The organism is Alphaproteobacteria bacterium (assembly GCA_035625915.1).
In the GTDB taxonomy this organism is placed as follows: domain Bacteria; phylum Pseudomonadota; class Alphaproteobacteria; order JACZXZ01; family JACZXZ01; genus DATDHA01.
The window spans coordinates 1-12,345 of the sequence record DASPOR010000099.1 but is presented as its reverse complement, the minus strand read 5'-3'; the positions used below and the strand labels follow the sequence as shown (position 1 = coordinate 12,345).

8 protein-coding genes are annotated in these 12,345 nt (G+C 58.8%); 4 read left to right on the top strand and 4 right to left on the bottom strand.

All coding sequences use genetic code 11. The features are described 5' to 3' along the window. Positions 1-280 precede the first annotated feature (280 nt). A complete protein-coding gene (locus tag VEJ16_07820; GenBank protein HYB09562.1) occupies positions 281-757 on the bottom strand; it encodes a hypothetical protein in 477 nt (158 codons plus the stop codon). A 1,157-nt stretch (positions 758-1,914) separates the two neighbouring features. Here VEJ16_07820 and VEJ16_07815 point away from each other — a divergent pair. Genes VEJ16_07815 through VEJ16_07805 form a run of 3 tightly spaced genes read left to right on the top strand, consistent with a single transcriptional unit; the run spans position 1,915 to position 7,390 of the window. Further along, entirely contained in the window at positions 1,915-3,789 is a 1,875-nt protein-coding gene (locus VEJ16_07815) for a hypothetical protein (protein ID HYB09561.1), read from the top strand. Between the two features lie 15 nt (positions 3,790-3,804). Further along, positions 3,805-5,997, top strand: a complete 2,193-nt coding sequence (locus VEJ16_07810; protein ID HYB09560.1) for a peptidase domain-containing ABC transporter — start codon at positions 3,805-3,807, stop codon at positions 5,995-5,997. 49 nt (positions 5,998-6,046) lie between these two features. Next, positions 6,047-7,390, top strand: coding sequence for an HlyD family type I secretion periplasmic adaptor subunit (locus VEJ16_07805; protein HYB09559.1), 1,344 nt, complete (start codon positions 6,047-6,049; stop codon positions 7,388-7,390). A gap of 35 nt (positions 7,391-7,425) precedes the next feature. On the opposite strand, the gene VEJ16_07800 is transcribed toward VEJ16_07805, so the two are convergent. The 3 genes from VEJ16_07800 to VEJ16_07790 form a co-directional block, all read right to left on the bottom strand. Continuing rightward, positions 7,426-8,142 (bottom strand): response regulator transcription factor, encoded by a 717-nt coding sequence (locus tag VEJ16_07800; protein HYB09558.1) that lies wholly within the window; start codon positions 8,140-8,142, stop codon positions 7,426-7,428. Between the two features lie 659 nt (positions 8,143-8,801). Next, complete coding sequence (locus tag VEJ16_07795; protein HYB09557.1) at positions 8,802-9,320, bottom strand: hypothetical protein; 519 nt, start codon at positions 9,318-9,320, stop codon at positions 8,802-8,804. A 121-nt stretch (positions 9,321-9,441) separates the two neighbouring features. Next, entirely contained in the window at positions 9,442-10,689 is a 1,248-nt protein-coding gene (locus VEJ16_07790; protein ID HYB09556.1) for a sigma-54 dependent transcriptional regulator, read from the bottom strand. Positions 10,690-11,389: 700 nt separating this feature from the next. Here VEJ16_07790 and VEJ16_07785 point away from each other — a divergent pair. Further along, a partial coding sequence (locus VEJ16_07785) for a hypothetical protein (protein HYB09555.1) occupies positions 11,390-12,345 on the top strand: 956 nt, incomplete at its 3' end.

The following is a 12,345-nucleotide window of genomic DNA, read 5'->3' as shown; positions in this document are numbered from 1 at the left end:
GCAATCCTGCGCTGCCGTCACGCACCACAACAATTCAGCAATGTGCGTGCCAGCAGCATTAGCTGCCTAATCTCTTGAGGTGCCGCACCAAAGCAATTGTGCAAACGCCGGAAGTGTCATCCCAAGTGGTTCGGCGTATCGGCGCTGAAACAGGATGACATGCACTCGGCGCGCAATCGGGCGATTCTCGAAAACGCGATTGGTTAAATCGCATCACTGCGCGAACCGCAGCGGCAAATCGAAGGAGGGAGATTAGTCGGGAACCCCAGTAAGCGCGATGCTAATGGGCGAACCGAGCAAATGGCGCCATCAATGCGCTGCCGCGCCATTCACGTCGCTCGAAAAGCGGTCCAGAGAGTTCGTCGACGCCACTGATCTCGTCGGTCCATGCATGTGTCGCGGAAAGCTCCAGCCAATCGCCGGGTACGGAAAACCCCCGTTCGGCGAGCCGGCGTTCGATCATCGTGCGCACGTGCTGCATAAGTCCCACGTCGCTCGCTTGGCCCGTCGCACGTGGTCCCATGTAAAGGAGTCCTATTCTCCCGTCCGCGAGCCAGCCGACGGAGCCCAAACGCGCGAGAGTGCCGGCGACCGCAGCTACCGTAGCCGCATCGCATCCGCCTCCCAGGCGCACCGCAAAGAGCGAAACCTGGAGCCGAATATGCTGAAGCAGCCCAATGCTGCGTTCGACTTCGCTCCGGAAGGCGGACCAAGATGTGATGATGTCATTGGCCCGACTGTTACTGGACGCACGCATCGGAGTTTGTTCGTTTCCCCTTAAAGGCACGGCGGCTCTCCACAAGTAAACGCGGAGCCCCGCCCTGGGCACGCGCAATCGGCAACTTACATCGTCGGCAAAATTCGTGTGAGGACAAAATTGGGGCGAGTACGTGACCAGCCGAAAGAAATGGTTAAGAAAGCCTTAAAGCTCCGACTCGGATTCCGATGCGTGGCTGATCATCTCGTTTCAAGTTTGAAACACGCGACACGTTCGAAATCGACGATCACGTGCGCTTACACAAGTTATCAAGGCAGATGCGGTTCAGCCGAATATGCCAGCTTCGTCGGCACGGTATTTGCTCAATTTTACACGATGAGCACTTTCGGGGTTAAAGCAACAACCCCTCGGGCGTGTTCGCGCAAACGAGGGAGACCCGGGGCAAGGCTATGGACGGCAAGCGTACACATGTTCCACTTGACGAGAGGGTAGCGCTCTACTGGGGGGCGTGCTGGCTCCTGCGGAATGGCGAGCTTAGCCTTGAAACCCAACGAACCGTGCTCCAGGTCCTCATGGCATTCGCACGATCGGACTCCTCCGCGAAATTGCGGCGGGCGGCACGGGATGCAATCGAAAATCTTGCTCTCCCGCCCGCACAATCGGCAAGACGGGGATAATTGAGAAGCCTGTGCCGTAGTTAATCTGGCGTTTGGCCTGGAGGCGGCGCGGCGTCATCGGGAACGTTCGTGCTTGGTATTTTCTCCGCCCGTCACAAGCGCTGCGCGACCACCCCATGCCATGCTTATGATTTGTTAATTGCGAAGTATTACGGCGCGCCTCAAAAAGCCATGTCTGTGTAAGATCATGAAATTGCTATTAGTTTTCATAGACAGCAAGCGCCCCCGCGCTTAACCAACTTTTAACCGAAATGGCGGACTCTTAAGAGGAAAGTAACCTTACCGAGGGGTTTCCTCTTGGCGAATCGTGTCGCCGGCCTGTCGATCGAAGGGCATCACGGATCGGACGCAAATCCAATCCGAGGGTTCCGCGAGCAGCCGGCGTCGAAGGACAAATCGGGCCGCGCTGGGCAGGAGTCGAACGCGGCGATGCCGAGTACGGCCGGTAAGGTCATGGCGTTAATCTCTGGCCGCGCCGGCGGTGGTGAGTGCAGGACGTTTCGTTTGGAAAGCGAAGATATGTTCGTTAATCCATTTGCCGGACCGTGGAATGACGAGGCGGTGTTGGTGAGGTTTAGACACGACCTCGCGAGTCATCCAGAAAAGCTCGAGGAAATTCTTGCGGCTTACGTGCGCCAGGATCCGGCACTCGCGCCGCGTTTGTTGTCCTTGGCATTGGCGCGCCGCCCCCTCGCGGCGATCAAGCTCGCATCGGTCGCGGCGTCGGCTGGACCACTCGGGCGCATGGGCGTCCTGGGTCTCCTGTTGGCGGCGACAGCCACGGGCGTTCTGGGTTCCAGCGATCAGGGCAATGCCGCGGAGCCGAGGTCCCCACACCCGACGGATACAAATGGCATTTCCGGTTCCACGCTCATGTCGGCATCCGCCGTTGCCGCGTTACTCGTCGGTGCCGGCAGTGCGCTCGCCGCGTCGAGCGCCACCATACCGACAAGTGGCGGTGAAAATTCGCAATGGCATTCCGGAAGCGCGGCCCACGGCGATGAGGCAATCGGGAATCAGTCGGAAGCAGGTGCCGATGCTGCCGCTGCCGGAGCGACCGCCACGTCTTACGACGATCTAACGAATTTCGGTGTTAACGCCGAGACCTCCGGCTCGGGTCGTGCCCCCGGTTCAGCACTCAATCATGCCGTTTCCCAACGTACTGCGCAAACGACGGACCTCGTACATGGGATTACACATCCCGCCATTCAGGATGGTGTATCCGGCCCGCTCCACAACAACGATACCGGCGATCATGGCGGCCACGTGGCGGATCCGATGGCCGGCTGGAATGATCAGTCGGGCAGCCTTTTGATTTCTTCCGAGGATCGCAATCCCGGTAGTGTGAACGGATTTGATATAACATCGAGCGAAAAAGGTACGGACACTGACGCTCCAAGCACAACCGCATTCGGCGATGCGTGGCTCGGCGTGGAGAAGGGTGTGAGTTCCAGCCTCGGTGTCGGTGCGGAGACCGTCTCGTCCTTTCTTACTCCCGGTGCCGCGACTTCTTCGCCGACGACCTCTTTTTCGACTAGCGGCAGTGGTGGATACGACTTAGCCGACGGGCTTACGAAGGGTGCGGTTGATTCGCAACAGCACGGCCAAACCGGCACGTCATCCCTGCTTGGCGCAAGTGACGCTGCTCATGGCGCGCAACAGATCGTCTTGGCCGGCTTCGATGGCATGGGATGGGCGAATGGCGCAAGCCTGCCCGGCTTGCAGTCCGCAACTGGGGACAGCGGTCCGCACGATGCCGCCCCGTCGGACGGACTGGCGCCGGCGAATGCAGCGCCGCTCGGGCTGGACGGGCTTGCCACCGCCGTCAAGGAAATCGGTGCAGCGGTTGCGTTCCCGTCCTTTAATTCGGCACCGGCGATGAATCTGCTGTCGGCGGCAGAAACGCATATCGGGTCGTTCCTGTCGTTCAGTGAAGTCGGGACGGGCGTGGGATCGCCGGGCCAGACGGTAGGCACTGCACCAGCTTATGGCGCCCCCTCTCAAACCGCCTCCGAGTTTGGCGCCGTAACAAGTTTCCTCCATGAGATCGAGAGCGGCGCGTCGGGCGCCGGTACCGGCGCAACCTCCCTTCCGCTCGCGAACAATGGGCAAGTCATCCCATTCCACGAATCGTCGCTTCCCGTTCCAAACATGGTGGATACCTTGCATTCTGTGGACGCATTTCCCACGCAGGCGGCCGCTGGTGCCGGTGCTCAATTCGCTATGCCGACGATCGCGGGATCGAACCATGCCTCGAGCGCAATCGAGAGCTCCGTTAACCACGCGCTAGCCGATGCATTCTCTTGGCAAGGTGGGTCGAGTGGGGGCGAACACAGCACAACAGCATCGACCCTTGCCGATTGGACGCACGTCGGCTTTGGCCATTCCGGTTGAACGAGACGGCACACCATGTCGTATAGCGGCGAATTTCCTTGGGGAAGGCCAGTTACGTCCCAAACGATCGAGCTCCGCCCAGTTGGGGTGCATGCCGGGCGATCCGAGGAGCGAAAGGAGCTTGGTGACTCAAAACAACCAAGGCGAGTTGGCCAGGTGCGGAATAAGGAGCTCTTTTATTTCTTGATGCAATTGGCACGGCAATTCGATAAACCGGTCAGTGCGTCGGAGCTCATGGCACTTGCTGGATCTCGTGACGAATCGCTCAATTTCGACGAATTTACCACGGCGGCGCACCGTCTTGGCTTGACACTGATAGCCCAGCGTCTGACAGCGAAGACGTTGCGGTCGAACTCCCTGCCGATGATCGTACTGCATTCCGGCACATCCGATGCCGTGCTGATCCTGTCGCGACAGGAAAATGGGCTGCGCATCCTCGATCCGTCGTCCAAGTCCACGCGCGTGCTGTCTATCGCCGAGGTCAAGGCCATCGGCGACCAGATCCTTTCTGTCAAGGCCACCGAGCCGTTCAACTGGGCCAATCTCGTTCGTGGCGCTACGCGGCACGCACTTTGGCAACTTGTCTCCGCGTCGCTCTTTCTCAATCTCTTCGCGCTCACGCCCCCGCTTTTTATGATGACCGTCTACAACAAGGTCATCGCGCACAATGCTCTCGACACGCTCGACATTCTCGTTCTGGGCATGGTTCTCGTGTATTCGCTCGAGGCGCTTTTGCGCGGACTGCGCAGTTACGTGGCGAGCCATGCCGGCACGAAACTCGACGCGTTGTTGAGCAAAGAGGTCGCACATCGCATTCTCAACACCTCCTTCAATGAACTTCGAACGACCTCGACTGGTTTAATTCGCGAAAAATTCGGCCAACTCGACGTCATCCAGCAATTCTTTACGAGCCAGATGCCGCTCGTCCTCGTAGACGCGGCGTTCATATTCGTCTTCGTGACTGCTCTCTTCTTCATAAGCACGACACTCGCGACAGTGACAATCCTGGCGATGCCGGTACCGGTGATATTTTCGATTTTTTTCTATCGCGCGCAGAAGCGGCTGAATGAACAAAAGTTTGGGGTCAGCGCTGCTCGCTCCACTCTGCTTTCCGAGGCGGTGGCGCGCGCGACGACGATTAAGGGTCTGGCACTCGAGCCGGAAATCGAGCGGAGACTTGCCAATAAACTTGCGGCCGGTGCGGTTACAAGCCTCAAGGCGGCGCGGTCTGCAAACGCCATAAACGTTGCATCCGTCGCAATACAGCAAGTTGCGCATCTTGCGATTATCTTCCTGGGTGCGCGACTCGTTATGTCGGGCGAGCTCAGTTTTGGCGCATTGATTGCGGCGAGCCTGCTCGCGGCGCGGGCACTCGCCCCGCTCCGTCAATGCGTGTCGGCGATACAGCAATTCCACGACGTGCGTACCGCATTCTCCCAACTCGACGGCATTGTCTCCACAGGCGATAGGGCCGTAGCCGGGCGCTTGCAAATGCCCCCGGTTCTCGAATCGGTGAAATTTGAGGCGGCCACATTCGGCTACGGCGACGGTGTCGCCAAGGCGCTCGACGAGGTCTCGCTCGAAATCGCTGCTGGTCAGATCGTCGGAGTCACGGGGCGGCCAGGATGCGGAAAAAGCACCCTCGTGAAATTGGTTTGTGGGCTCTTGCGGCCGAACGCAGGGCGCGTCCTCGTCAATGGCACCGACTTAAGCCACTTCTCCGGGTCGGCTTGGCGCGGAGGGATTGGCTTCGTCCCCCAGGAAATAGAGTTATTCGCCGGTACGATCAGGGAAAATATCGGCTTAGCCGTGCCGGACGCTCCTTTTGAGCACATCGTCGCGGCGGCGCGATTTGCGCTCGCGCATGAGTTCATCCAGGACCTCCCGCTCGGCTACGAAACGTTGCTTACCGAGAACGGCTTGGAGCTTTCGGCCGGTCAGCGCCAACAGATTTGTATTGCGCGCGCCGTGCTTCGCGATCCAAGGGTCCTGATTCTGGATGAGGCGACCAGCGCGCTCGACCGCGATACCGAGATGCGGCTTATGTCCAATATCCGCCAACGAGCGGCCGGCCGGGTGATCGTCGTCGTTTCTCATCGTCCGATACCGCTCATGTGCGCCGACCTCATCGTCTACATGGCCGACGGCCGGATCGCGAACGTCGAACGGGTCGGCCGGCAAACGGCGCTGGTTCGCGCAAACGGATGACGACGCTCGAACAATCCAGACCATCGCTGGTCAACGGGACATTTCGAATATGACAAGTCGATCTCTGACGGTCGCGGACGAGTGGAACCATCGCCTTGACGCCGATCTGTCGCTGCAAAACCTGGCGGACAGCCGGCACGGTCCGCTCACCCGTATTCTTTTGGTTGGGATTTGTGTGATGTTCGCCGGTCTAATCGCGTGGGCATCGCTCGCGCGGGTTGACCAGGTGGTGTCCGCACTCGGCACGGTGCGGCCGGCTGGCAAAACCAAAATGATCAATCATCCCGACGGCGGCCGGGTCGTGGAGCTCTATGTCCACGAAGGCGATACCGTCGAAGCCGGACAAGTTCTGCTCGCATTTGACGGTGCCGCACTCGAACAGGACGTCATTCAGCGTAAATCGGAATTTGAGCGGCTCTCGGCGGAGATCGCGCGGCTCGAGGCTGAGGGCACGCACGCACCGCTCACCTTCCCGGATGAAATCGCAAGCATGCGTCCCGACCTAGTGGAGGCCGAAACGCGCTTGTTCTCCGCGCGCTTGGATGCCCTTGCAACGCAAAGGGCGGAGGCCGACAGCGCGGTGTCACAGCGCAATTCCGAAATGGCTACGCTCTCCGACCGTGTTGCTCAGCTCAAAGCCTCCGTTGCGATCCTTCGCGAGCAGGAGGCGGCCGTCGGGAAGCTGGCCGAAAAAGGATATTTCCCGCGCGTCCGCTATCTCTCGCTCAAGCGAGACCTGGTCACCGCCGAGGGCGAACTTGCGCAGGCGGAAGACGCGAAAGCGTCCGCAATTTCCGCGCATTCCGAGGCACTCGAGCGCAGACAGCGGATCGATCGTGAGCGGGACGCGGATGTGCTATCCAAGCTTGCTGCGTCGCGTGGCCAACGCGACCAGATCGTCTCGCAGCTCCGGCAATCCGAAAGTCGTGCTGGGCACCTGAAGATCGTGTCGCCCGTGAGCGGAGTGGTTCAGAACCTCGCGGTCAAGAACGTCGGTCAGTCCATCGCTGCCAATCAGTCGATCATGGAAATCGTACCGCGCGGCGATTCACTCGTGGTCGAGGCCCGAGTCGAGAACCGTGACATCGGCAATGTCCGAATCGACCAGCCTGCGACCATCAAAGTTCGAGCCTTCGATTTCGTCAAGTTCGGTACCCTTCGCGGCAAGGTGGAACACATTGCACCGGATGCGTCCAAGGAGGACGGTGCCAGCGGGTCATTTTTCCTCGTGACCGTGCGCACGGATGCGACTGAACTATCCGACAGCGCACGGAGAGTTTCAATTGCACCCGGTATGCTCGTCGATGTCGACCTCAAAGTCGGTCGACGCACCATCATGTCGTACTTGACCGATCGAATATTCGAGGCCACGGACTCGGCGTTCAAGGAGTAGCCGGGTGCGATCGATTGGAGCTGGATGCCGCCGATTCAGGCCGATTCTTCGGATTGAAGATGGTTCATCGCCCAGATCGCCGCTTGCGTGCGATTGGCGGCGCCGATTTTCTTGAGCAGCATTTTGACGTGCACCTTGACGGTCGCTTCCGAAATTTTCAACTCCCGCGCGATCAACTTGTTTGAGTGGCCGTCGCGCAGGAATCGCAGGACCTGGCGCTCACGCTCCGAGATCCCGTTTCCCTGTGCGGGCACCGCCGCCTCCCAGGTCTCGGGGTGTTGTGGAATGCTACCCTTGAGCAATGCGAAGGGAAAGATGCGCTCGCCCATCATGACGAGCTCGAGGGATTGGCGCAGAATGTGGGATGAGGCATTCGACGTGAGACAACCGTCGATGCCCGCCTGGAAGGTCGCAATCAGGTCGGCTGTGGCCATACCTTCGGACTGGGCGTAGAACACGATCCGGCCGTCGGGAAAGGCGGCCCGCAATAGCTTCAACGGTTCGACCATGCTGCCGTTGAGATTGGCGCCAATGATTATGAGCTGCGGAACGTTACCCGGCGCAGCGAGGGTCAGGGCATCAGCGATATCGCTGACTTCATAGCAGACTTTGTAGCGCGACCCTGCCAAGAAGGACTTCATACCCTCGCGCAGCAGGGTATGCTCGCTGACGACTAGGGTCGAGATCGTATCCTGTTCCAAAGTCACCAATGCTTCGCCACGGTCTTCGTAACCGTTGCGCCTTTCATTCATTCAACGACCTCCTCGCGCTTAACCTCGCAGATCCTGCAGACGCGCGGCTAAGCTTTCAAGGGAAGCTGCTGAGGCGTGCATGCGCACGCATTACCGTCGTGACGGAACAGGGTCCTTGGGATGGATTGCGACAATCGTTTCCCCAGTTTTGTTCTGATATTGCTCCCAACGATGTCGACGGTTGGTTCCTCTCTCACTCCCCCGCAAAGGTTCGACAACACTAATCGGCATGCCGATCAATACGCCTTTTTAGCACATTCTCCTGCTCTTGTATGTCTAAAGAATACCAAAAAGGGTGCCCTAAAATGTCAGAGAGGGAGCCCTTTGGGAGAGCAAGGCTCTTGGCGGGAATAGGCGTCCGACCCGCGCAAAAGCAGCCAAAGACGCGGCGGGCGGGCATTTGGCGCCCAGCGATGATGCCTCTGCCGGCCCGACCTGAGACGGGATCTTCCTGGCGCGCTATGTCGCCGGCGCCGAGGTGGCCGACCTTGTAAGCTGGTGCAGGGCCCATTCGAAATCGGCTGCTGTACCAAACCCGGCGACCGACCGGTATGTGTGTGGCTGGCGGGCACGCGTATTCATGACCTTAGGATCCCGCCCGATCCCTGCTCTGGCCCGCATCCCGTCGCAAAAGGGATTTGTCCGGCAGAAACTGAACGCTAGGTCACGGAGCGCGCAGCCGAGAATATGCCGGCGCTATCGAGAACTTCGGCTAGAGAGGCGCCGATCCGAACCGAGCTATTCCTGTGGTCCATGACGAAGTAACGACGAGTCGGAAGCACACCGATGCTAAAGGCCGAGTGCCTGTATTCATGGACGTGTACTTCGAAAAAATCCGAGTCGACGTCTTGGCGACGCTCCACGGAGCGCCAGAGGTTCGCCGAAATCATGAGTTGCGAAACTGTTCCAATGAAATCGATGTCCTCCGGCATTAGCCGTGCGCGCAAACCTGACGCGGGTTCATTCGATTCATTTTTCGTCGTGAATGTCTGCTCCATGACAATCCCTGTTTCAGCGTAAACGAGGTGTAGATTTCTCACCAATATCGGGCCGCGCGCAGCCACGACCGTGAGATTTGCAAATTCCATGTCAAGACCGGCGGATAGCGAAATATTGCGATCGCGGCCATCGGCGAAGCGGCGGACCGCCCAAAGGGCCTGTTGCAGCGTTACTTGCAATGCGACGATCTCTCGCGCTGAGGCCGTCGGCCACTGCGTACGCTCGATTTCATGGTTAACGATGTTTCACTTCGGGAACGAACGTGTTGCCGGTCGCTGACAGAGTCACTGTGTGCTTGCGCTACCAATTCCCCCTGGAGCTCCGGTCGATCTTGATGTCGTGCTTTTGAATGAGGCGGTAAAGGGTGACACGCGATACGCCGAGCTCGCTCGCGGATTTCTTCACGTTGTAGCGATTGCGCTCAAGCGTGTTTTTTACCAGGCTCGCTTCCGCCTCTGCGCGGACCTTGCCAAGCGCTTGATCCGGTGCTGCGACGAGGTCGGGCGCGTTCGAAAGTCCGAGATCTTCGGCCCGGATCGCTTGACCGTCGGACATCACGACCGCCCGGCGCATGCAGGCAATGAGCTCTCGCACGTTCCCCGGCCAAGGATGGGAGTTGATCGCCGCCGCCGCATCCGGTAACAATTCGGGCGCTTGGCGACCGATCTCCTTTGAGAACTGATGCAGAAAAAAATGCGCGAGCAGTAGGATGTCGTCGCCGCGATCCTTAAGCCGGGGCATCTCCGCCGTGAGCACATTTAATCGATAGAAGAGATCCTCCCGGAATCGTCCCTTGAGGACAGCGTCGCGCAAATTTACATGGGTCGCTGCAATGACGCGCGTGTTGACGAGGATGGGCCTGTTGCCTCCGACGCGCTCGATCGTCTTCTCCTGAAGGAAGCGCAACAGCATCACTTGCGTCTCAAGCGGCAGGTCGCCGATTTCGTCGAGGAAGACGGTTCCACCTTCAGCCATTTCGATCCGTCCGAACTTGCGGCCGGCAGCGCCCGTGAAGGCGCCCTTCTCGTAGCCAAAGAGTTCGGACGCGATCAGTGTTTGCGGCAATGCGCCGCAGTTGATCGCGACGAACGGCCCTTTACTCCAGGTGGATCGTTCGTGGATAGCGCGTGCCGCGAGCTCCTTGCCCGTGCCGCTTTCGCCCGTGAGCAGCACCGGCGCACTCGATCCGGCGTAACGTCGGATCGACTCGAATAGACGGCGCATCGCGGGGCTTGCGCCGACCATATAGCCCGACGAGACGTCGCATCCTTCCGGAGTGGGCGCATTCGCCTCGTAGGAGTTTGCTTGCTGTGCTAAGTTGTTTGGCTTGGCGGCTTCCGCATCCCGAATCTGGGAAACGAAAAGCTGGCGTGCGGACTCCTCGTTGAGATTGAGTATCTCATACAACCGCCGGCGCAGAACCGGATCGCGCTGGGCCGATTCGATGAGGAGCGCCATGAGCCGCGCGGACCCGATGCGCGCAACGGTTGCGGCGTCGAGCCGCTCGGCTGCCCGAATTGGGATCGTCGTAGCATAATCAGAGGCCATATCGGCGCCGTCCCTGTCCATCGCTCGCCCGCACCACAACGTTTACAGATTCGTTTCATCCACGAATCATGTTCGAGATGTTGAAGTCTGAGCCGCGTAAGATTCGATTGCGAGTGCGCATCTAGGTTATCCCGAATGGAACACTTGTGGGTCAATTTGGGCGAAATTCACGGAAAGATAGGTAATAATGGGTTACCTCTTGTGTATAGGCGTAGTGCGTCCAAAAGATCCATGATGCAGACAGGTCTAGCGGTACGATCGAGGTAAATCGGCGCGGGCTCGCCTTGGAAACAAGCCATCGAGTTGCAACGTCCGGCTGTAGATTTGGCTGGAAAGGGTCAGCACGCTCACATTTATCAAAAGGATAGTCGAACTTGTTTATAATTATACGCTTTCTGATAGCAACAAAGGCATTGCAAGCGATCTACCGCTTTTGTGGTATATCTACCACTTTGTGATATATACAAGTGCGCCATATTCATCGTAGAAAAACACGCAAAACGGCACCCAATTAAGAACGGTGACCCAACGGAAAAAACGCAAGAATGCTAATTAAACCGTAAGCTTAGCCCTTGCGGAAATCTAAGGCGCAACAAATATGGCGCGGCCCTAATATTCCTTGACAGATTCTGACCGAATCTGCAGTCTCGATATAAGGGATTGCGCTTTTAAGCGCGCAGCTGGGCAAGAGGGGGCTAAATTGTCTGGCCATAGCAAATTCGTCATGGGGGTGGCGACTGCGGTTGGTTTCACCCTAGCGATACCCTCCTCCTTGGGCGCTGCGGACAATACGTCGGATCCCAACGCTGTTGACATCCCGCAACCCGCCTCGCCAACTTCACAATATTATGAACAGAAGATCCGCGAACAGCAGGAGCTGCTAGATCAACAGAACCAGGTCGTTCAGCAGCTTCAGGATCTCTTGAAGCGCCAGAATGCGCGCCTCAACAAGCTCGAGCAGACGGTGGGCCAGCCCCAGACCCCGACTTTCACGCCGGCGGCGAGCAGCGATGCGCCGCCGAGCGCTCCGGGTAGTGCTGCCCAACCTGTCGCCCCGCAGGTTGGACAAGCGCAGCCGGTCCCGACAGCCCCGCCCTCGACGCAACCCGGCGGGGAGGCGATTCCAGGCCAGGGCCCGGTCGGACAAGCGCCCGCAGCCCCGTCGGAGGAGGAGCGCCGGCCCCAGGTGCCGTCGCTTCCCGAAATCGGCGGCGTGCTGACGCCCGACAACCACCTCTCGATCGAGCCATCGGTCGAATACGATCGAGTCTCGACCAATCAGCTCACTTTCCGTGGCATTTCCATTGTTAACGGCATCCTGATCGGTGCCATCAGTGAAAGCGACATCCGAAACGATACGGTGATGCCCGCTTTGACCGGGCGGTACGGCATTACCAATCGGCTCGAAGCCGAGGTGAAAGTCCCTTACGTGGCCCGGTGGAATACCGAGACCGACACGTCCAAGGCAGAATCGAACCCCTTTACGAACCAAACGAGCACAAGTGGCAATGGCATTGGCGACGTCGAGGCGGCGCTTCACTATCAAATCAACGACGGGCTCGAAGACTGGCCGGTTTTTGTCGCCAATTTCCGATACAAGAGCAATACGGGAACGGGCCCGTTCGACGTTCCGTTCAACTCACAGGGCTTGCCAAC

Bases quoted from the DNA above. Each gene is read 5' to 3' on its own strand.
- VEJ16_07805 (HYB09559.1), top strand. From the start codon at position 6,047: ATGACAAGTCGATCTCTGACGGTCGCGGACGAGTGGAACCATCGCCTT.
- VEJ16_07820 (HYB09562.1), bottom strand. From the start codon at position 757: ATGCGTGCGTCCAGTAACAGTCGGGCCAATGACATCATCACATCTTGG.
- VEJ16_07800 (HYB09558.1), bottom strand. From the start codon at position 8,142: ATGAATGAAAGGCGCAACGGTTACGAAGACCGTGGCGAAGCATTGGTG.
- VEJ16_07790 (HYB09556.1), bottom strand. From the start codon at position 10,689: ATGGCCTCTGATTATGCTACGACGATCCCAATTCGGGCAGCCGAGCGG.
- VEJ16_07815 (HYB09561.1), top strand. From the start codon at position 1,915: ATGTTCGTTAATCCATTTGCCGGACCGTGGAATGACGAGGCGGTGTTG.
- VEJ16_07810 (HYB09560.1), top strand. From the start codon at position 3,805: ATGTCGTATAGCGGCGAATTTCCTTGGGGAAGGCCAGTTACGTCCCAA.